Annotated in this window: 22 protein-coding genes; 13 read left to right on the plus strand and 9 right to left on the minus strand. The window is 67.8% G+C overall.

Translation table 11 applies throughout. The features are described from left to right. Positions 1-28: 28 nt before the first annotated feature. From LPT13_RS11400 to LPT13_RS11435, 8 genes are all read right to left on the minus strand, one after another. Complete coding sequence (locus tag LPT13_RS11400; protein ID WP_242166526.1) at positions 29-574, minus strand: hypothetical protein; 546 nt, start codon at positions 572-574, stop codon at positions 29-31. Further along, a complete protein-coding gene (locus LPT13_RS11405; protein ID WP_181965276.1) occupies positions 567-1070 on the minus strand; it encodes a RusA family crossover junction endodeoxyribonuclease in 504 nt (167 codons plus the stop codon). Before LPT13_RS11405 ends, LPT13_RS11400 begins: the two co-directional genes overlap by 8 nt. Beyond that, complete coding sequence (locus tag LPT13_RS11410; RefSeq protein WP_117284147.1) at positions 1067-1504, minus strand: hypothetical protein; 438 nt, start codon at positions 1502-1504, stop codon at positions 1067-1069. Before LPT13_RS11410 ends, LPT13_RS11405 begins: the two co-directional genes overlap by 4 nt. Before the next feature lie 314 nt (positions 1505-1818). Further along, complete coding sequence (locus tag LPT13_RS11415) at positions 1819-2025, minus strand: hypothetical protein (protein WP_242166527.1); 207 nt, start codon at positions 2023-2025, stop codon at positions 1819-1821. A 2-nt stretch (positions 2026-2027) separates the two neighbouring features. Beyond that, a complete protein-coding gene (locus tag LPT13_RS11420; RefSeq protein WP_242166528.1) occupies positions 2028-2240 on the minus strand; it encodes a hypothetical protein in 213 nt (70 codons plus the stop codon). Between the two features lie 12 nt (positions 2241-2252). Next, positions 2253-2450: a hypothetical protein gene (locus LPT13_RS11425; protein WP_242166529.1), complete on the minus strand. Its 198-nt coding sequence runs from the start codon at positions 2448-2450 to the stop codon at positions 2253-2255. A gap of 19 nt (positions 2451-2469) precedes the next feature. Beyond that, positions 2470-2691: a helix-turn-helix domain-containing protein gene (locus LPT13_RS11430; RefSeq protein ID WP_242166530.1), complete on the minus strand. Its 222-nt coding sequence runs from the start codon at positions 2689-2691 to the stop codon at positions 2470-2472. A 158-nt stretch (positions 2692-2849) separates the two neighbouring features. Next, positions 2850-3554: a DUF7678 domain-containing protein gene (locus tag LPT13_RS11435; protein WP_242166531.1), complete on the minus strand. Its 705-nt coding sequence runs from the start codon at positions 3552-3554 to the stop codon at positions 2850-2852. A gap of 189 nt (positions 3555-3743) precedes the next feature. On the opposite strand from LPT13_RS11435, the gene LPT13_RS11440 reads away from it, so the two are divergent. From LPT13_RS11440 to LPT13_RS11450, 3 genes are all read left to right on the plus strand, one after another. Further along, the gene (locus LPT13_RS11440) at positions 3744-4133 is read left to right on the plus strand and encodes a helix-turn-helix transcriptional regulator (protein ID WP_117284155.1); all 390 of its coding nucleotides are present in this window, start codon (positions 3744-3746) and stop codon (positions 4131-4133) included. Between the two features lie 8 nt (positions 4134-4141). Next, entirely contained in the window at positions 4142-5698 is a 1557-nt protein-coding gene (locus LPT13_RS11445) for a recombinase family protein (RefSeq protein WP_242166532.1), read from the plus strand. Positions 5699-5817: 119 nt separating this feature from the next. Then, positions 5818-7113, plus strand: coding sequence for an amidohydrolase (locus tag LPT13_RS11450; RefSeq protein WP_242166533.1), 1296 nt, complete (start codon positions 5818-5820; stop codon positions 7111-7113). Positions 7114-7213: 100 nt separating this feature from the next. On the opposite strand, the gene LPT13_RS11455 is transcribed toward LPT13_RS11450, so the two are convergent. After that, on the minus strand, positions 7214-7864 hold the full coding sequence (locus LPT13_RS11455) for a helix-turn-helix domain-containing protein (protein ID WP_242166534.1): 651 nt from the start codon (positions 7862-7864) through the stop codon (positions 7214-7216). Between the two features lie 426 nt (positions 7865-8290). Here LPT13_RS11455 and LPT13_RS11460 point away from each other — a divergent pair, with 426 nt between their 5' ends. From LPT13_RS11460 to LPT13_RS11505, 10 genes are all read left to right on the plus strand, one after another. Next, positions 8291-10363 (plus strand): elongation factor G, encoded by a 2073-nt coding sequence (locus LPT13_RS11460; protein ID WP_242166535.1) that lies wholly within the window; start codon positions 8291-8293, stop codon positions 10361-10363. 300 nt (positions 10364-10663) lie between these two features. Continuing rightward, on the plus strand, positions 10664-11590 hold the full coding sequence (locus LPT13_RS11465; RefSeq protein ID WP_242166536.1) for a SpoVA/SpoVAEb family sporulation membrane protein: 927 nt from the start codon (positions 10664-10666) through the stop codon (positions 11588-11590). 196 nt (positions 11591-11786) lie between these two features. After that, the gene (locus LPT13_RS11470; protein ID WP_242166537.1) at positions 11787-11996 is read left to right on the plus strand and encodes a hypothetical protein; all 210 of its coding nucleotides are present in this window, start codon (positions 11787-11789) and stop codon (positions 11994-11996) included. A gap of 383 nt (positions 11997-12379) precedes the next feature. Further along, the gene (locus tag LPT13_RS11475; protein ID WP_242166538.1) at positions 12380-13177 is read left to right on the plus strand and encodes a hypothetical protein; all 798 of its coding nucleotides are present in this window, start codon (positions 12380-12382) and stop codon (positions 13175-13177) included. Further along, positions 13174-13365, plus strand: coding sequence for a hypothetical protein (locus tag LPT13_RS11480; protein WP_242166539.1), 192 nt, complete (start codon positions 13174-13176; stop codon positions 13363-13365). The genes LPT13_RS11475 and LPT13_RS11480 overlap by 4 nt, the downstream gene beginning before the upstream one ends. A 229-nt stretch (positions 13366-13594) precedes the next feature. Continuing rightward, positions 13595-14794, plus strand: coding sequence for a class II glutamine amidotransferase (locus LPT13_RS11485; protein WP_242166540.1), 1200 nt, complete (start codon positions 13595-13597; stop codon positions 14792-14794). Positions 14795-14797: 3 nt separating this feature from the next. Continuing rightward, positions 14798-16303 (plus strand): glutamate synthase-related protein, encoded by a 1506-nt coding sequence (locus LPT13_RS11490; RefSeq protein ID WP_242166541.1) that lies wholly within the window; start codon positions 14798-14800, stop codon positions 16301-16303. Between the two features lie 5 nt (positions 16304-16308). Further along, positions 16309-16773: a 4Fe-4S dicluster domain-containing protein gene (locus LPT13_RS11495; RefSeq protein WP_242166542.1), complete on the plus strand. Its 465-nt coding sequence runs from the start codon at positions 16309-16311 to the stop codon at positions 16771-16773. Between the two features lies 1 nt (position 16774). Then, complete coding sequence (locus tag LPT13_RS11500) at positions 16775-18133, plus strand: NAD(P)/FAD-dependent oxidoreductase (RefSeq protein ID WP_242166543.1); 1359 nt, start codon at positions 16775-16777, stop codon at positions 18131-18133. 1 nt (position 18134) lies between these two features. Next, positions 18135-18875, plus strand: coding sequence for a GltB/FmdC/FwdC-like GXGXG domain-containing protein (locus tag LPT13_RS11505; RefSeq protein WP_242166544.1), 741 nt, complete (start codon positions 18135-18137; stop codon positions 18873-18875). Positions 18876-19070 lie beyond the last annotated feature (195 nt).

Below are 19070 nucleotides of genomic sequence, written 5' to 3' on the forward strand. Positions count from 1 at the left end.
GCTCCTAACTGGCAAAATGCCAAAAGTGTCATTGATTTACTTTTTTGCTGATGCGCTCTTTGCGCTTCTGCGCCGCCTTGATCTCGCGGCGAAGGTTCCCTGCTAGGCACTCCTCGCAGGCAAGGGCATGGGCCTCATCGGCCTTCGCCCTCTCGTAGTAGGAAAGCCCCTCAGTGTTGGGCGCCTTCGGCATCGGGTCGCGGCGCGATTCGGTCTCCGCCTCTGTCTTCTCGTAGGTGTCCCGCTCGTCAAGGGGGAGGCGCGGCAGCAGTTCCGCGATTCCTGCATGGATGTTGGCCAGCTGCTCGCGCCTGCGGCACGGCTCGCAGATGCCGTCGCAGCCTAGGTGGCCTGAGAGGCATCCGCACGAGGGGCACGGCTCAAGCTTTGGGCGGTAGTGCCTGAGGCTCACGGGAATGCCTTGCATCCTCAGCGCCTTGGCCTTCTGCTTGACCGATTCGTTCGACCTTCTGAGGTGCTGGCATATCTCCCGCCTGGGGATGCGGCCGGCGTTCTCGATCAGGTATCGCTCATCGGCGACCTTCCAGTCGTTGCGCCTTCCGCCCTTACGCACCCGGCACCTCGCAATAGGTCACCTCGATCTCAAGCCAGTCGAAGTCCCCGACGCGCGGGGCCTTGAGCGGGATGCTCGTCACGATCTGGCTGTCATCCTTGTAGGCGATGCCGTTGAGGGCATCCTCCACCAGCTTCACGATGTTGGAGGCGTCGGGCTTCATGGTGTCCTGCTCGCCCCTGCGGCGCTTCGGCCATGAGACCGGCACGTGGCGGTGGCTCACCACCGTCATCACCACGGGGCCGTCGAAGCCTGAGCGGATGAGGCCGCGAGCCGCCTTGTAGCGGTCGGCGATGCAGTCCATTGCCTTCTGGTGCTTCCGGGCGTTGTGGATGCGGGGTCGGCCGCCTCTGGTGTCCACGCGGGGGCGCATCCACGCAACCACCTCAGGGAGGTCGGCGCAGTCGCACTTGATGCGAGTGCACACCGTCTCGATCTCCTCAAGGCCGAGGTAGGCTAGGATGGGCTTGCGGGCTTGCGCCAGGTAGGGGTTCATGCCGCCTCCCCTCGGTACAGGCCCACCGCGTCCTGCCAGCACTTGACCGGGAAGAACGTGTTGCGGGCGACGTTGTCGTGCCAGACGTTCTCGAAGTCGATGCCGTGGCGGTCGATTTCCGCAGAGTTCGGGAAGATGACCGTGGCCAGTTCCGGCCTGAACATGAGCAGGTAGCGGCTGAGCACCGACCAGAGGTTGTTGTCGAAGCGGAACTCCATGCACTCGGTGATGGCCATACCCTGCTGCTGGGCGAGGATGAACAGGTCGCCGCGCCGGATGCGGGGCAGCCCGTCGGCCTTGGCCTGCTCGCAGAGGTTCACGAGCCTGAGCCACTTGCGGGGGTAGTCATCGGCTATCCAGCAGCAGGCCTCCTCGACGCGCATGAGGGGGGTGCGCTGCACCCCGTCGTACAGCTGCTTGCAGACCTCAGCCATGGCGCACCTCCGTGAAGAAGTGCTCGGCGGCCCCGTAGCCGACCTGGTAGGCGCATCCGTAGCCCCAGAGAACCGAGGCGACGCAGAACGCCGTGACAATCACGAGGAGAACGTCCGCGATGCGGTAAGATTTGCGGTGAGCCGCTTTCCTGCGAGTTGGCGGCATCCGGAAGGGGCGGCAGGCATCAAGTCCGTGGCGGGGTTGTTCCTTCGCTCCTTCCATTCCCTGAATCGGCGCTCGTTTTCGGGGTTCTCGTAGAACCTGCCCATGTGCTGCATCAGTACGCTGCACATGGACCGCTGCGCCGGTGTCATCACGCCGCCTCATCTTGGATGTCCTCGTACTCGTAGGCGGCAGGCGGCAGCTGGTAGGAGCCGTCCTCATCCTCGTCATCGTCGGCGAAGGCCTCCTCCTGGCCGTCGATCACCTCGCCGCTGCCCGTGTCCACGAACATGACGGTCTTGCCGCTCTTGATGTTGCAGCCTGTGAAGCAGGCGCGCACTTTGACGATGTTCTCCATGGTTAGCCCTCCTCGGCCATGACGATGACGGATCCGAACTCGGCCTTGAGGTAGTAGCCGTTGTCGGTGATGGCATCCAGCACGTAGCTGGGCGCGTTCGTGATGCTCAGGCGGTTCTCGCCCGTGAGGCTTCCGATGGTGAGGCTCACCATGTCCCCCTCTTGGCGGCTCTCGCAGATGAGGCCGACCACTTCCTTGATGGCGTTGTCGTTCATGTTGGTCCTCCTCTACAGGCCCTTGATTTCCTCGATCAGCTTGGTGCCGAGGTTCGCGGCGTTCTCCTTGGCCTCTGCCTCCAAGATGGCGGCGTAGGCGGTGCCGAGTTCGGCCACGGCATACATGCCTTCGGGGTTGTTCGCGGCCTTCTCGATCGTGTTGGCCACCGCTTCCTTGACGCGGTAGGTGAGGGACTTGATCTCTTCCATGTCTTTCCTTTCTTGATTGCTAGCTTGCTGCTTTCTGCTCGCGCAGATCGTCCAACGATTTGCCGAACACTTCGGCGATGGCGCAGGCCTGCGGGAAGCTGATGCCCCGCTGCCCGTAAATCCACGCCTTGAGGGTGCCGACGGGCACGCCGATGCGCTCGGCAAGTTCGTCATACGTGACGCCCGAATCGACGCACCAGGCTCGCACGCGGCGGCCGTTGAACGTGAACTGGTCGGCCATATGGTTCCTCCTTCCTGTTGCTCGCAGTGACCTGGGGGATGCAATGCCGTGGCGGGGATTGCATCTGCCAACTCAATGGGGAGGGGTGCCCCGCCTTGTTAACGTCGTGACGGGTAACCTGACGGATGAGTTTTTGGGGTCTGCTCAAGACCCGCTGCCTAGCGGCTGAGGATGACGCGCGCGAGGTCTTCGTGGATGCGCTCATCGGAGACGCCGAACAGGTGGGCGATGAGTTCCTGCTGGGCGCATGCGCACTGCGCGGCGGGTATGACCTCCATCTGCTGGTGCTTCTCGCACAGCGTGCGGTCATCCTTGAAGGACTTGTTGGCCTCGACGGCGCTGAGGAAACGCTCCTCGGCATCTGCGGCGAACTTGATGGCCTCGCGGTATAGCTGCTCGTTCTTCATGGCTGCCCCCACGATGCTGAGGCGGTAGTCGTGCACCTCGTAGGTGACGCGGCAGACGGTGAAGCGGCAGTAGTCCCAAGGGTCGGCCGCGCAGTCCTCAGGCACCACGTTGCCGCGCTTGAATCCGAACTCGGTGGCCACGTCGCGGACCCACTGGGCGGCGGCCTCGTCCATGGTTCCCACGAACACGGCCTCAAGAGCCGCGACGATCTGGAGGGCGGCTTCCAGCCCCTCGCCCGTAGCGAGGTCATGCCCACGGTCGAATGCGTAGACCTCCTGGCCGAACTGATCGCGGACGCACAGCTTGGAGACGTTGCCGCCGTCTTGGAAGCGCGGGGTGGGGATTCCGAACTGGCTGGGGGCCTTGAAGACCTTGGCCTCGTAGGTGTAGCCCTCGTGCTCGCCGTGCACCCAATTGGAGCGGCCAGCGTCGAACTTCTTGCGGTTGATTTCCATGGTTGTTCCTTCCTTCTTTATGTACACGCTGTGTGTCTGCTCCTCTAAAATCAGATACTCAACGCATCGACTGAAAAGAAGAATAGACACTCAGAGTATCTATGTCAACCCTAGAGTGTCTAAAAGTTGAAAAAAGGAGGCGGAGCGTGTACTATTCGGGTTGTCTGAAATATCCCGAAAGGCGCAAAAATGGAACTTAAACTGATGCAGTTGCGCAAGGCTGCGGGATACAAAAGCCGCGATGCTTTTGCCGCAGTTATCGGCGTTAAGCCACTGACCTACAAGACCTGGGAAACGGGTGAGCGCAATATGAACTTCGCGCAGGCGTGCATGGTGGCTGATGCGCTCGGCTGCTCGCTTGACGAGTTGGCAGGGCGCCCACAGTACGCCGGCAGCTATTCCGATCGTCGGCAGGCCGTCCTGAACGATGACTACGCCCACCTCTCCGATGCGGGCAAGGATGCGGCAGCCGGAGCGGTTCGGGGAATCCGCGCTTCCGAGGGCGTGCGCCGGACTGAGGAAAAAAATGCGGGCGAAGGGGATGCGCCTGATACTGAATCCCAGGTATCGGTAGCGTAGGGAACCCCATGGAGTACAGCCTCTGCAAAAAGCCAAGGCCTGGGCGCCGCGCCGCATCCTACGCGCGCTTCTCCTCCCACAACCAGAGAAGCGAGAGCATCGAGATACAGCACGACAACAACCTGGCGTACTGCGCCATCGAAGACCTCGACGTGGTGGCCATCTACTCGGACGAGGCGAGGTCCGGGCGCAACACCAACCGCGCGGACTTCCAGCGCATGGTCGCCGATGCCAAGGCGGGGCTGTTCGATTACGTGGTCATATATAAGGTAGCCCGAATCATGCGCAACCGCGACGAGATGGCGCTGCTGCGCATCACGCTCAGGAAGCACGGGGTCGAGGTGCTGTATTCAGGCGAGAGCATAGGCACCGGCTCGGATGCCATCCTGCAGCTTGGCTTGAAGGAGGTGCTGGCCGAGTGGGAGAGCGCCCAGCTGGCCGAGCGCATAGTTGACGGTATCCAGAAGAACGCCGAGAGGTGCATGGCCAACGGCCAGCAGCTGTACGGCTGGGATATTGTGGAGGGCTATTATGAGATAAACGAGGCCGAGGCGGGGGTGCTGAGGCGCGCGAAGGGCATGCTTTTCAACGGCAAGACCGTGGCGGAGATTGTGAGAGCGTTGGAAGGCCATACCACCAAGCGCGGAAAGCCCATCACCCACAACGCCCTGACCAAGATGCTCAAGCGGAAGCAGAACGCCGGGGTGTTCAGCTACGCGGGGCACGAGAAGGAGGGCGGCATGCCCGCCCTGTGGTCCATGGAGGAGCAGCGTATGATCTGGAAGATGCTGGGGGACGAGACGCGGCCGCGCAGGAAGGCCGGCAACGCCGACTTCCTTCTCACGGGCAAGCTGTGGTGCGGCAAGTGCGACACGCCCATGACGGGCACCAGCGGCACCGGCAAGTCGGGCAAGGTGTACTACTACTATCAGGACAAGAAGGGCTGCGGGCGCAAGGTGCGCAAGGAGGCCATCGAGGAGAACGTGGCCGAGGCCGTGCGCGCCGCCCTGTCGGTGGAGGCCAACCGCGAGAAGATCGCCGACCTCATGTGCGAGTTCGAGAACGAGCGCGACGATACGCCGCAGAGCGCCATCATCGAGGGCGAACTCAAGGAGATAACGCTGGCATACGACCGCATATGGAAGGCCATCGAGCAGGGCATCGCGCCGCCGGGCGGCAAGGAGCGCGTGGACGAGCTCAAGGCGCGCGAGGAACTGCTGCAGGAGGAACTGGCCACAGCCAAGGCCATCGAGGCGGTGAAGCTGGACCGCGACCGCGTGCTGTTCATGTTGGAGAGCATGGCCGAGATAGATGACCCCAAGGCGCTCATCGACGTGTTCGTGTCGAAGGTGGTGCTCACCGGCGACGATGATTTGCATATATTCCACTACTTCGATGATAATGGCGGGGCACTTTCGCCAGGTGACGATGGAGGGGGCGGTGTTCTCCCAAATGTGAACATGCTCCACCAAATGCCGAAGAGGCGGTTGACGGAAGTCAGCCGCCTCTTTTTTCGTGCGCGAGAGGCACAGTCGGGAAGGCAAGTATTAGACTTAGTCCTATAGAGAAGACGCCGGGGCGCTGCCCGGACGGGCCCGTGGCCGGGCCGGACGGGCGGTGGATCGCCCGACGGGAGGGCGCCGGGCCGCCCCAGCGTGCGGGAGACACGCGGAAAGGAACCGCCATGCTGTTCAAGAACATCGCCATCCTCGACGAGGACCTCGCTTACCAGCCGGATCGCTGGGTGGGCGTGCGCGACGGCCGCATCGCCTACATCGGGGACGAGGCGCCTGCCGATGCCGACGCCTACGGCGAGGCCTACGACGGCGCCGGCAAGCTGCTCATGCCGGCCCTCTACAACGACCACGCCCACGCTCCCATGGTGCTTCTGCGCGGCTACGCCGAGAACCTGCCGCTCCAGGCGTGGCTCGAGCAGAAGTGCTGGCCCTTCGAGGCGAAGATCACGCCCGAGGACAACTACTGGGCGATGACGCTGGCCTGTGCCGAGCTGGCGCGCTACGGCGGCGTCAGCTTCTCGGACATGTACTACGCCACGCGCGAGCGCGCCCAGGCCGTCACCGAGGCGGGAATGAAGGCCAACCTGAGCGAGGGCCTGCTGGCCTTCGAGCCCAAGCCCTTCGCCGAGTACCCGCAGTGCGCCCTCAACGAGGAGCTCGTGCGCGAGCTGCACGGGTCGGCCGACGGGCGCATCCGCATCGACTACAACATCCACGCCGAGTACACCTCCAACCCACAGGTGTGCGCCGAGGTGGCCGCCATCGCCCGCGAGAAGGGGCTGCGCGTACACTTGCACGCGTCCGAGACCCGAAGCGAGGTGGAGGAGTGCCGCGGCCGCCACGACGGCCTGAGCCCCATCGCCTACTTCGACTCCCTCGGCGTGCTCGACGGCGCGGTGACCGCCGCCCACTGCGTGTGGGTGGACGACGCCGACATCGCCCTCCTGCGTGAGCGGGACGTGACCGTGGCTCACTGCCCGGCCTCCAACATGAAGCTGGGCAGCGGCTTCGCGCCCGTCGCCAAGATGCTCGACGCGGGCGTGCGGGTGGCGCTCGGCACCGACGGCATGGCGTCGAACAACAACCACAACCTGTTCCAGGACATGTACCTCATGGGGCTCATCGCCAAGGGCTCCACGCTCGACCCGGCCGTGGTCGACCCGCGTCAGGTGATCGAGGCGGCCACGCGCGCCGGCGCGCTGTCCCAGGGGCGTGAGGACTGCGGCCTGATCAGGGAGGGGATGCGCGCCGACGTGTGCGTGCTCGACGTGACGGGCCCGCAGTGGTGCCCCATGACGGCGCCCGCCTACAACGTGCTCTACGCCGGGGACGGCTCCGACGTGGTGCTGACGATGTGCGACGGCGAGGTGGTCTACCGCGACGGCGCCTGGCCGACCATCGACGTCGAGCGCGCCAAGGCCGAGGTGGCCGCGCGCACGCGCCGCATCATCTCCGAGCTGTAGGCGCCGCGCGGGCGCGGGCCGGGCGCACGGGCTGCGCGGCGGGAGTCGGCGCGCCCGGGGTCGCCGGGCGCGCCGACCTGGCGCGACCCGTCCCGCGGTCTTATGCGTCGGCCCGCTCCGCCAGGCGCCGGCGCACGTAGGCCTCGAAGGCGCGGCGGTTGCCCACCCGCGCCTTCGCGTAGAGGTGCCGCGCGTGGTACTTCACCGTGCGCTCGGCCAGGTAGACGCGGCCCGCTATCTGACGGTAGGTGAGCCCGCGCATGACGAGGCGCCCGATGCAGCGCTCGTCAGCCGACAGGCCCAGCTCGTCGAGGACGGCGCCCTCGGCCGACCGCAGCTGGCCGAGCATCGTGGCCGGGTCGTCCGGCTGGGCGGCCGCGGCTCCCGCGCCACGCGCCATGTTGCCGCCCGCGACCCTCGCGCTGCCCGCTGCGGCGGCGCCTGCGGCTCCCGTGCCGCCCGCCGTGCCCGCGCTCTGCGCCGCAGCTCCCGTGTCGCCTGCCGTTCCTGCGCCGGTCGCCGTGCCCGCGCCCTGCGCCGCAGCCTTCACGCCGCTCGCCGTGCCCGCGCCGCTCGCCGTGCCATCTCCTTCGTCGCCGCCCGGGCCCGTGAGGGCCCGGTGGATCAGCCACGCGCTGGCCAGCACGCCCACGGCCGCGCCCGCCAGGGCCAGCGCCGCGGGAAGCGACGTCCCGCGGTGGGCCGTTCCCGCAGGACGCGGGGGCCTCATCGGCAGCTCGAAGTCGGACATGGTCATCACCCCTTCGAATAGGCGCCCGACGGGCCCAAGGCGGCCCGCCGCCCATCCGAGAAACCCCCCTTGTAAACGCCAGTTTACGTTTTCGCAGATAGACACGGGCATGATAGCCGTCTTTCGCCCACGCGCAAGGGCTTTCGGGCAAATGCGCCCTCCGCACTGCGCTGCCCCATCTGCGCCGCCTTCCCCATCCGCATCGGCGGATTTCCCCGCGAGCGGATCGAAAAACCGGGCGAGGAGCCCTCGGCCGCGCGCGAAACCTGGCTCGTGAGACCGTCGCGTGGGGGAAGATACGCTAAACTGAAGGGGTCGCCCGGTGTTGCGTGCGGGCGGTGAGTGAGAGTTCGTAATGAAGGCCCGAGCGGCCGCGCCCTCCCTCGGAGCACGTGCGGCGGCGAAACCCGAAAGTTGGTGGTCACCATGGCAGCTCCTGCTACCGAACACGTGAGAAACATCGTCCTCGTGGGCCAAGACGGCGCCGGGAAGACGTCGCTCGCCGAGGCGATGCTCTACGTTTCCGGCAAGACCCCCCGCATGGGCACGACCCACGACGGGAAGTCCTACCTCGACTACGACCCCGAGGAGATCAAGCGCAAGTTCACCATCGGCACCTCCATCGCCCCCATCCCCTACAAGGACTACAAGATCAACGTGCTCGACACGTCAGGCCACCCCGACTTCATCGGTGACACCCTGGCCACGATGCAGGCCGCCGAGATGGCGCTGTTCGTGGTCGACGCCGTCGCCGGCCCGCAGGTCATGACCACCAAGCTGTGGCGCGAGGCCGAGGACATGCGTCTGTCGCGAGCCGTCTACATCAACCACATCGACCGCGAGAACGCCAACTTCGACACCGCCATGGCCACCCTGCACGCGCGCTTCGGCTCGCGCCTGGGCGCCGTCACCATTCCCATGGGCGTGGAATCCGACTTCAAGGGCGTCATCGACGTCATCCGCATGAAGGCCCGCTTCCACGACGGCGAGGGCCTCGAGGAGGTCGTCACCGACATCCCCGCCGAGTACGCCGACGTGGCCCAGGCGGCCCGCGACAAGCTCTGCGACCTGGTGGCCGAGGCCGACGACGAGCTCATGATGAAGTACCTCGACGGCGAGGAGCAGCTCACCCAGGCCGAGCTCGAGTCCCTGCTCGACCAGGCCATCGCCAAGGAGCTCTTCATTCCCGTCTTCGTGGGCTCCACCATCATCATGCAGGGCGTCCAGGGCCTCATGGAGGACATCTGCACCTACTTCCCGCACCCGCGCAGCCACGGCCGCTTCCAGATGGCCGACGGCGAGACCATCCGCGTGGACGAGTCCAAGCGCCCCGCCGCCTTCGTCTTCAAGACGCTGTCCGATCCGTTCGTCGGCCGCCTCAGCTTCCTGAAGGTCATCGCCGGCGTGCTCGAGCCGGGCATGGAGCTCATCAACTACCGTACCGGCAAGAAGGAGCGCCTGGGGCACCTCTACGTCATGATGGGCAAGGAGCCCATGGACGTGAAGAGCGCCAAGGCCGGCGACATCATCGTGGTGCCCAAGCTGGTCGAGACCCGCTCGGGCGATACCCTGTCCCAGACCGGCGAGATATCCGTCATGCCGCTGCCCACGCCTACCCCGCAGTACCCGGTGGCCGTCGAGGCCGTCAACAAGAAGGACGAGGACAAGCTGGGAACGTTCCTCGCCCGCGCGGCTGAGTCCGACCCGACGGTGGTCATCTCCCGCAATGAGGACACGCACCAGACCATCCTCACCGCCATGGGCGACACCCAGGTCGACATGCTGATGGCGCGCCTGAAGGAGCAGACCGGCGTCGATGCGAAGCTGGTGCCCGTGCGCGTGCCCTACCGTGAGACGATCCGCAAGACCGCCGAGGCCCAGGGCCGCCACAAGAAGCAGACCGGCGGCGCCGGCCAGTTCGGCGACTGCTGGCTGCGCCTGTCGCCGAACCCGGGCGCGGGTTACGAGTTCATCGACGAGATCAAGGGCGGCGCCATCCCCAACGGCCTCATCCCCGCCGTCGACAAGGGCGTCCAGGACGCCATGCGCGAGGGCTTCCTGGCCGGCTACCCCATGGTCGACATCAAGTGCGCCGTGTACGACGGCTCCTACCATTCCGTCGACTCCAACGAGATGGCTTTCAAGACGGCGGCCCGCATCGGCTTCCGCGCCGCGTGCGAGAAGGCCGACCCGGTCATCCTGGAGCCCATGGCCACCATGGACATCGTGGTGGGCGAGGAATATGCCGGCACCATCATGGGCGACATCTCCACGCGCCGCGGCCGCATCGTCGGCACCGACTCCAACGACGCCGGCGAGACGGTCATCATGGTGCGCGTGCCCTACGCCGAGGTGGTCGGCTACACCAAGGACCTTCGCTCGCTCACCCGCGGCAGCGGCTCCTACACCATCATGGTGGAGGGTTACGAGGAGGCGCCCCACGACGTGACCAAGAAGCTGATCGAGGAGTACCAGGCCGCCCGCGCCGCCGGCAACTAGCGGCGGGTTTGCTCGCCCCCGGGGTGAGCGCCTGGCATAACGGCTGATGAGGGGGCCGGAACCGCAGAGGTTCCGGCCCCCTTCGCGTCTCGGGGGGCGGGGGGCTAGTACTCGGCCCGGGGCATTTTCGACCGCCTGCGGGGACGCGAATCGACCCGTGGGGTTGATGCCCGCGGGCGGCGTTCCCCTATGCTGTGAGCCGCCTCGGGCCGCGTGGGTGGGGACGAACGCACATGCGGCCCGGGGTATCCCGCCGCGCGCCGGCGGGCCGTGTCGCCGAGCCTTCTGGGGGAGACTGCCATGAGACCCTACAAGACCGTCATCTACAGCTTCTTCCTGGGCGGGTGCTTCGCGCTCATCGCCCAGGCCATCGCGTCTGTCTGGTCGGCGCTGCTGCCGGGCACGCCGCTGGAGTTCTTCACCGGGGGCGCCACGCTCGTGTCCATGGGCGTCATCGGCTGCGTGCTGGGCGGCCTGGCCGTCTACCAGCGCCTCGAGGAGTGGGCCACCTTCGGCGCGCTGCTCCCGTTCTCCGGCTTCGCCATGGCCGTGGGGATGAAGATGCTCGGCCCCTGGACGCGCGAGGGCGCCACGCTGGGCGCATCGGTGTGGAAGGGCCTGTGGCTCGTCATCTGGTTCAACGCGGTGGGTGCCGCCAGCTGCATCCTGCTCGGCCTCGCTTGCGGGTCGCTGGGCGTCGAGCCCGCGGTTGCCGCCAAGAACACCTCGGCGCTCGTGTTCCCCGGCGCCTTCCTCATGGGCGGCATCCTGTGCGCCTTCTTCCAGCTGTGCTACCTGGCCGTGCGGGCCCTCACCCCCAAGGCCGCGCCGGTGTGGATCCTCCTGTTCGCCTGGATGTGCGGGGCGATCGCCGCGCCGCTGGGGCTGTCCGGTACGCTGGCCAACGTCTTCGGCCAGGGCTTCTCGGTCATGATCCCCGTGGGCGGCTACAACATGTACAACGTGGGCGTATCCTTTGCCTTGGGCGAGATGGGCGAGGGCCTGCTGCATCTGGGATCGTTCCTGCTGGCCGTGTTCTTCCTGTTCTTCACCGGCCTCATGACGTTCGTCATCTACAACGCCAAGTTCGGCCGCACGCCGCTGCACGAGGTGCACCTGGCCGCGGCGCGTCGCAGCCTGGCCGAGCTCGAGGGCGCGGCGCCCGCGCCCGCCTGCGAAGGGGCCGTCGGCGTCGACTTCGACGAGAGCGAGCTCCAGCGGGCCTAGGCGCCGCTGTGCTCGCCTTAGGCAGGCGCCCCGGCCCGACCCGGGGTGCCGCCGGGGCGACGTCTGCCCGATGCGGTGATGCCGCGCCCGCCTGCCGGGGCGGCCGGCGAGAGGAGGGGCCATGGGCCGAGGGGCCAAGGAGTTGAGGCGCCGCGAGGCGGAGGCCGGGCGAGCCCGTGCGAAGGCCCGCAGTGGGATGGCGCGGCTCGTCGCGGCCGTGGCGGGCTTCGCGGCCATCGCGCTCGTGCGCCAGGCGCTGCTGTTCCAGGGCGTCGAGGCTGCCAGCTCGCCGGTGGCGAGCATCATGGTGTTCGCGACGGCCCTCGTCCTCGCCGGCGTCGCCGGCTACGGCGCCCGAGACTACGCCCGAGCCCGCCAAACCCTCCGCAACCTTCGGGGGAAGTAAGAGACAAGCCGAATCCCCGTCTCTGCTCCCGAGTGAGCTCTTCCTTCCTCGAAAGTCCCCCTCAAAAAAGCTCTCTCTTTCTCGGAAACGCGCCAAGTGCATGCGCCTGGCGTTGAGCTCTCGCGCGCATCCGCAGAACCAGGCGCTTGGCAGAAATGCCCTTCCCCACTTCGCTCTTCTGGCAAATCAAACGAACAAAAGTTCCCGTATTTCTAAGAACAAACGTTCTCTTTAGTGCTATACTATTCCCAATCAATCACAGAGCCAGTGCAAGCGCCGCCCATCCGGGCGCGCCCATAGCGACGGCGTTCTTCCCGCCCCGTCCCCACCACGCTTGCAAGATCCTCTCTCATCCAGGGAACCTTCCGAAGGGAGGATCTGCCATGGCGTGCCCACGTCCCGCTGCCCCTTTGCCTGAATTCCGCCTCGTCGGCGAGGAGGGAGCCCTCGTCACGGTAGGCGAGGCCCTCTGCGCCTGCGACCCCCATGACCTCTGCGTCACTCTGCTGCGCTGCCAGGCGGGCTGGGCCGTCGACCCGGATGCGGTGGGTGCGCGCCGGCTGAGGCCCCTGGTATCCCGCGTGCGCACGGCCCTGCGCGCCATGGGCGCCCTCAGGCCTCATGGCGAGGCGCCGCCCGGCCACGAAGCGCTCATTCCCTGGGAGTCGTTCGAGTACGCGGGGCGTCCCGGCAGGGTGGAGAGGTCCCTCGGCGCCGCCCTGGTGCCGCTCGGGCGCGCCGACGACGCCCGCCAGGCGCTGGCCGCGTGCGGGGGCGCTGTCTGGGGGCCCGTCCCGCCCGTGGCCGATCGCCTCCTGGGCGAGGCTCCTCCCGGCGCCCCCTGGACGCCCGACGCCCTCGACGCGAGCCTCGTCTCCTGGGAAGGGCAGCCCTGGCCCCGGGCCCTCGGCTGCGCGCTCTGGGTTCCGCACGGCCAGCTGCGCTCCGAGGCACTCCAAGTGGCTGCGGCGCTCTTCTGGGCCCTCACCCGCCGGGGGTTCTCGGCGCGTGGCCGCCCCGTCGTCTCCTCGTCGGTCGCGCCTGCGCCCCGCACTGCCCGTCGCCAGCCCGACCCCTCGCCGGCGGACGCCGCCCTCGTCCGCCGGCTCAACTACAACGCCTGGATGGCCGCCCTGCGCGCCCAGGCGGAATCCGCCCGACTGATGGAGGTATCCCGATGATGTCACGCGACTTCGCCTTTCCCCTGACCGACCCCCTCGTCCCCATCTCGCCCTTCTGCCCCTGTGATGACCTCATCGACCAGGCCATTCTCGCCGGCATCCTGGTCGACCTGCTCGACGACGAGGCGTCTCTCGTCCTGATTGCGGAAGTGATGGCATCGCTGGAGGACGCAAGCGAAACAGGATAGAAACACGGGCCACACGCCGCCGAAACAAAGGCAGCCTATCGTGACCTTGGCAGAATGCAGGCCCAGCGCTCCCGCCACGTCGCCGCGGCCCGCCTTCGCGGACGGCAGCCGCGACGGCGATGCGCCGTCGGGTCGTAGCGCGTAACGGACCGCGGGCGCGGCCCTCCGGCGCCGGCGGGGCGCTGGGCCCGCATTCGCCAAGCACCGGATACAGACGAGGAGAAGACCCATGCCTATCAGGGAAAGCCTTCGGGAGGGCGCCGTGCGCATACCCTCCGGCTGCGCCATCGCGGGCATCATGGATCGCAGCGGCGCGCGTCACGACGGCAGCGACATCCTGAAGTCCATCGCCCTCATGCACGACCGCGGCAACGGCCTGGGCGGCGGCTTCGCGGCCTACGGCATCTACCCGGAGTACCGCGACCTCTACGCCTTCCACATCATGTACGAGAGCCGCGAGGCCCGCGCCGAGACCGAGGCCTACCTCGACACGTTCTTCATGAGCGAGAAGCAGGAGCGCATCCCCACCGAGCCCGTGGCCGCCATCAAGAACCCGCCGGACATCTGGCGCTACTTCGTCGCCCCGCATCCCATGCGGCTCAACATGAGCGGCCTGGACGAGGCGGAGTACACGATGCAGCACGTCTTCCACATCAACGGGAAGGTGAACGGGGCCTTCGTGGCCTCGTCGGGCAAGAACATGGGTGCCTTCAAGGGCGTCGGCTACCCGGAGGACATCGGCGAGTTCTACCGCATCCGCGACTACGACGCCTGGGCGTGGACGGCCCACGGGCGCTTTCCCACCAACACCCCCGGCTGGTGGGGCGGCGCGCACCCCTTCACGCTGCTGAACTGGTCGGTCGTCCACAACGGCGAGATATCGAGCTACGACGCCAACCGCCGCTACGTCGAGCAGTTCGGCTACGGCTGCGAGCTCCAAACCGACACCGAGGTCATCACCTACCTGTTCGACCTCCTGGCGCGGCGCCACGGGTTCTCGCAGGAGATGGCCGCCCACATCATGACCGCCAGCTCGTGGGATGACATCGACCGCATGGATCCCGACCGGGCGGCCTTCGAGACGGCCCTGCGCGTGGCGTACTCCAGCGCGCTTGTCAACGGGCCCTTCTCGGTCATCCTGGGGTCGGACGAGGGCCTGCTCGCCCTCAACGACCGTCTCAAGCTGCGCGCCCTCATGGTGGGGGAGAAGGGCCCCATGACCTACCTCGCCAGCGAGCAGGCCGCCATCGAGGTCATCTGCCCCGACGTGGAGAACGTCCGCCCCGTCGAGGGCGGCGTCCCCTTTGTCGTGCAGCTCGACGAGGTGGCCGAGCGCAAGCGCCGCGAGTCCGCCGAGAACCGCCCCGCGCGGGAGAAGCCCTATCAGCACGAGGTGGGCGTCATGCCGCCCAAGAGGAAGGAGGCGTAAGGGATGCTCGACTATCTGCTTCCTCGCTACAAGGTGCTGCGCGATAGGGACGAATGCGTCCAGTGCGGCGTGTGCGAGCGATCCTGCGCGAACGGCGTCCACAAGGTGGACGAGGATCTCGGCCGTGTGACCGCCGACCATGCCAAGTGCGTCAACTGCCAGCGGTGCGTGGTCATGTGCCCCACCACCGCCATCGCCATCACCCGCTGGCCCCAGGTGGACGCCGGCTCGGGCAACTGGACGCTCGAGGCCATGCAGGACATCGCCAAGCAGGCCCAGACGGGCGCCGTGCTGCTGGCCTCCATGGGCAACCCCAAGGACTACCCCATCTACTGGGATCACCTGCTGCTCAACGCCAGCCAGGTGACCAACCCCTCCATCGACCCGCTGCGCGAGCCCATGGAGACCCGCGTCTTCCTCGGCAGCCGGCCGGGCATGCTCAAGGTTAACGAGCGCGAGCACGTGGTGATGACGCCCATGCCGCCCCAGATCCGGCTCGACGTGCCCCTCATGTTCTCGGCCATGAGCTTCGGGTCGGTGTCGCTCAACGCCCAGAAGTCGCTGGCCATGGCCGCCAAGGAGCTGGGAACCTACTTCAACACCGGCGAGGGCGGCCTCCACCGCGACCTCGAGGCCTATGCCGACCACGCCATCGTGCAGGTGGCCTCGGGCCGCTTCGGGGTCGATCCCCACTACCTGAACGCCGGCGCCGCCATCGAGATCAAGATCGGCCAGGGGGCCAAGCCGGGCATCGGCGGTCACCTGCCGGGCGAGAAGATCAACGAGGAGGTGTCCCGCACCCGCATGATCCCCCAGGGCACCGACGCCATCTCGCCGGCGCCCCACCACGACATCTACTCCATCGAGGACCTGCGCCAGCTCATCTTCTCGCTGAAGGAGGCCACCCTCTACCGCAAGCCCGTGGCCGTCAAGATAGCCGCCGTGCACAACGTGGCGGCCATCGCCAGCGGCATGGCGCGCGCCGGGGCCGACATCATCGTGGTGGACGGGTTCCGCGGCGGCACGGGTGCTGCGCCCAAGCGCATCCGCGACAACGTCGGCATCCCCATCGAGCTGGCCCTGGCCGCCGTCGACCAGCGCCTGCGCGACGAGGGCATCCGCTCGACGGTGAGCCTGGTGGCGGCCGGATCCGTCCGCAGCTCGGCCGACGTCGTGCGCGCCATCGCCCTGGGCGCGGACGCCGCCTACATCGCGTCAGCCGCCCTCATCGCCTTGGGCTGCCATCAGTGCCAGGACTGCTCGAGCGGCCGCTGCAACTGGGGCATCGCCACCCAGAACCCTGACCTCACCAAGCGGCTCAACCCCGAGGTCGCCGCCGAGCGCGTGGTCAACCTGGTGCGCGGGTGGAACCACGAGATCAAGGAGATGATGGGCGGCATGGGCATCAACGCCATCGACAGCCTGCGCGGCAACCGGCTCATGCTGCGCGGCATCGGCCTGAACGACAAGGAGCTGGAGATCCTCGGCGTGAAGTACGCGGGAGAGTGAGCATCATGAAGAGAATCTACGCCATAGAGGCCTGGTGCATCGACTGCAAGCGCTGCGAGGTGGCCTGCAAGACCTTCCACTCACGTAGCCGCGACACTGTGAAGGCCTTCACGGTGGAATACCCCCAGCCGCAGAACCGCGTGCGCGTGGAGGGCACGCGGCAGCTCTCGGTGGCGGTCAACTGCCGCCACTGCGCCCAGCCCAAGTGCGTCGAGGGATGCATATCCGGCGCCATGACCAAGAACCCCCGCACCGGGGTGGTCACCTCCGATCCGCGCAAGTGCGTGGGCTGCCGCACCTGCGTGTCGCTGTGCCCCTTCGGCGCCGTCCGCATCGAGGACGTGGCCGAGAAGGGCATCGCCTACAAGTGCGACCTGTGCGGCGAGGTGCCGGGCGAGGCGGGCGAGCCCTCCTGCGTGGCGGCCTGCCCCAACCGGGCGCTCATCTACGTGGAAAGCGAGGGATGCTAGCATGGCTGACCGTGCCTTCGACCACCTCATCATCGGAAACTCCGCTGCCGGCGTCACCGCCGCCGAGCAGATACGCGCCCTCGACGAGGCGGCGTCGGTCGCCATCGTGAGCCGCGAGCCGCATCCCGCCTACGGACGCCCCCTCATCTCGTACCTCATCGAGGGCAAGACGACCCTCGACGCCATCGGCCTCAAGGCCCCCGGCTTCTACGAGGAGCAGCGCATCGACGCCCTCCTCGGCCCGGATTACGAGGTGGTCGAGCTGCGGCCAGAGGCCCACGAGGCGGTTCTGGCCGACGGCTCCGTCCTCTCCTACGGGTCATGCCTGCTGGCCACGGGCAGCATTCCCTTCGTCCCGCCCATCGAGGGACTCGACGGCAAGGACAACGTCTACGGGTTCATGACCCTGGACGACGCCCTGGCCCTGTGGGACGAGGCGAGGGCGGCCGCGGAGCGGGCCCATGCCGAGGGCCGGCTGGCGCGCGCCATCGTCATCGGGGCGGGGCTCATCGGCCTCAAGGCGGCAGAGGCGCTGTCCCACCAGGTGGACGAGGTGCTCGTGCTGGAGCTAGCCCCGCGCATCCTGCCCGCCGTGCTCGACGCCGAGGGGGCGGCCGTCCTCCAGGGCATCCTGGCCGACCACGGCATCCTCTGCCGGCCGGGCGTGTCGGTCGAGCGCATCCTGGGCGACGGCGCCCGCGCCGAGGGCGCCGTGCTCACCGACGGGGCCTCCGTCGACTGCGACCTGGTGGTGACGGCCGTGGGCGTGCGCCCCAACACGGGGCTGGCCGCGGCTGCGGGCGCGGCCCAGGGGCGCGGCCTCGTCTGCGACGATCGGTTGCGCACGAGTCTGCCGGACGTCTACGCCGCCGGCGATGTGGTGCAGGTGACTGATGTGCTGGACGGCTCCGAGCGGCCGCTGGCCCTGTGGCCCAACGCCATGCGCCAGGGGCGCATCGCCGGCCGTCAGATGGCAGGCGCGCCGGACGCCGAGCCCTTCGAGGGGAGCTTCGCCGTCAACGCCGTCGACTTCTTCGACGCGTCGCTGCTCACCGCGGGCATCATCAACCCCGCCGAGGACTCGGGCTGCGTCGTGGAGGTGGCGGCGGAAGGCGACCGCTACGCGAAGTTCGTGCGGCGCGACGGCTGCCTGGTCGGCTACATCCTGCTGAACCGGCCGGCCAACGCCGGCATCTACACGGCGCTCATCGAGCAGCGCGTCCCCCTGGACACGCTCGACCCGGCCATCTTCGATGGGGCGCCGGCCAACCTGGACTTCCCGGCGGACGTCCGCTGGGAGCGCCTGCACAAGTGCTATCCCGCGGATCGCGACAGCCGCGGCTGGAAGGAGCGTGACTGACATGGCCGAGCCGTGCCTTTCGAGGGCCTGCGTAACGCTGGGCACCTCGCACTTCAAGGAGGCGAACGAGCGCGTGCGCGCCGCCCTGGCCGAGGCCGACGTGGTCGAGCTGCGCGACGTCTGCGCCCAGCGGTACCTGGGCTGCGCGATGCCGGTTGGCAAGCGGCTGGAGATCCACGGGGTACCGGGCAACGACATGGCCAGCTACCTCGACGGCGGCGCCATCGAGGTCTTCGGGAACGCCCAAGACCAGATCGGCAACACCATGAACGGCGGCTCCATCGTCATCCACGGGCGCTGCGGTGACGCGGCGGGCTACGCCATGCGCGGCGGCCGCATCTTTGTGCGCGACGGCTGCGGCTGGCGCGTGGGCATCCACATGAAGCAGTACGAGGGCCGGCGCCCGGCCATCGTGGTGGGCGGCGATGCCGGCAGCTTCCTGGGGGAGTACCTGGCCGGCGGCGTCATCGTGCTGATGGGGCGCCCCGGGCAGTACCTGGCCACGGGTATGCACGGCGGCGTCATCTACCTGCGCGAGCCCCTCGCGGCCGATGAGGTGCCCGAGGGCCTGGTGCTCGAGCCTGTCGACGCGGATGACCGTGCGCTGCTCGCCGACCTGCTGGGGGAGTACAACGCCCACTTCGCGTCTGACCTGGGCGCGCCCGTCGAGGCGACCGGCGAGGGCTATTACCGCCTGCGCCCCGCCTCCAGCCGCCCCTACGCCAGCCTCTACGCCAGCTAGCGGCCCGTGCGCGGCGGAGCGTCCCCGCCCCCGCTGCGTGTCGTGCGGCGGACGCCGATGCCCTGCTGCGCGGGATCGCCCGGCACCCGGCACTCGGCGCCCATCGGGCGCCGCGCCTCCGCCCATGCCCCGCGCGAGGGGGTGGCCGGCGCGACGTGATTGGCGTAGTATGGCGCGAAGGCCGGAGCAGGGGAG

Source organism: Adlercreutzia faecimuris (assembly GCF_022669055.1).
Taxonomy (GTDB): domain Bacteria; phylum Actinomycetota; class Coriobacteriia; order Coriobacteriales; family Eggerthellaceae; genus Enterorhabdus; species Enterorhabdus faecimuris.

Coding starts and splice junctions, on each gene's coding strand:
- LPT13_RS11405 (WP_181965276.1), bottom strand. CDS start 1,070: ATGAACCCCTACCTGGCGCAAGCCCGCAAGCCCATCCTAGCCTACCTC.
- LPT13_RS11410 (WP_117284147.1), bottom strand. CDS start 1,504: ATGGCTGAGGTCTGCAAGCAGCTGTACGACGGGGTGCAGCGCACCCCC.
- LPT13_RS11415 (WP_242166527.1), bottom strand. CDS start 2,025: ATGGAGAACATCGTCAAAGTGCGCGCCTGCTTCACAGGCTGCAACATC.
- LPT13_RS11420 (WP_242166528.1), bottom strand. CDS start 2,240: ATGAACGACAACGCCATCAAGGAAGTGGTCGGCCTCATCTGCGAGAGC.
- LPT13_RS11425 (WP_242166529.1), bottom strand. CDS start 2,450: ATGGAAGAGATCAAGTCCCTCACCTACCGCGTCAAGGAAGCGGTGGCC.
- LPT13_RS11430 (WP_242166530.1), bottom strand. CDS start 2,691: ATGGCCGACCAGTTCACGTTCAACGGCCGCCGCGTGCGAGCCTGGTGC.
- LPT13_RS11435 (WP_242166531.1), bottom strand. CDS start 3,554: ATGGAAATCAACCGCAAGAAGTTCGACGCTGGCCGCTCCAATTGGGTG.
- LPT13_RS11440 (WP_117284155.1), top strand. CDS start 3,744: ATGGAACTTAAACTGATGCAGTTGCGCAAGGCTGCGGGATACAAAAGC.
- LPT13_RS11445 (WP_242166532.1), top strand. CDS start 4,142: ATGGAGTACAGCCTCTGCAAAAAGCCAAGGCCTGGGCGCCGCGCCGCA.
- LPT13_RS11450 (WP_242166533.1), top strand. CDS start 5,818: ATGCTGTTCAAGAACATCGCCATCCTCGACGAGGACCTCGCTTACCAG.
- LPT13_RS11455 (WP_242166534.1), bottom strand. CDS start 7,864: ATGTCCGACTTCGAGCTGCCGATGAGGCCCCCGCGTCCTGCGGGAACG.
- LPT13_RS11460 (WP_242166535.1), top strand. CDS start 8,291: ATGGCAGCTCCTGCTACCGAACACGTGAGAAACATCGTCCTCGTGGGC.
- LPT13_RS11465 (WP_242166536.1), top strand. CDS start 10,664: ATGAGACCCTACAAGACCGTCATCTACAGCTTCTTCCTGGGCGGGTGC.
- LPT13_RS11470 (WP_242166537.1), top strand. CDS start 11,787: ATGGCGCGGCTCGTCGCGGCCGTGGCGGGCTTCGCGGCCATCGCGCTC.
- LPT13_RS11475 (WP_242166538.1), top strand. CDS start 12,380: ATGGCGTGCCCACGTCCCGCTGCCCCTTTGCCTGAATTCCGCCTCGTC.
- LPT13_RS11480 (WP_242166539.1), top strand. CDS start 13,174: ATGATGTCACGCGACTTCGCCTTTCCCCTGACCGACCCCCTCGTCCCC.
- LPT13_RS11485 (WP_242166540.1), top strand. CDS start 13,595: ATGCCTATCAGGGAAAGCCTTCGGGAGGGCGCCGTGCGCATACCCTCC.
- LPT13_RS11490 (WP_242166541.1), top strand. CDS start 14,798: ATGCTCGACTATCTGCTTCCTCGCTACAAGGTGCTGCGCGATAGGGAC.
- LPT13_RS11495 (WP_242166542.1), top strand. CDS start 16,309: ATGAAGAGAATCTACGCCATAGAGGCCTGGTGCATCGACTGCAAGCGC.
- LPT13_RS11500 (WP_242166543.1), top strand. CDS start 16,775: ATGGCTGACCGTGCCTTCGACCACCTCATCATCGGAAACTCCGCTGCC.
- LPT13_RS11505 (WP_242166544.1), top strand. CDS start 18,135: ATGGCCGAGCCGTGCCTTTCGAGGGCCTGCGTAACGCTGGGCACCTCG.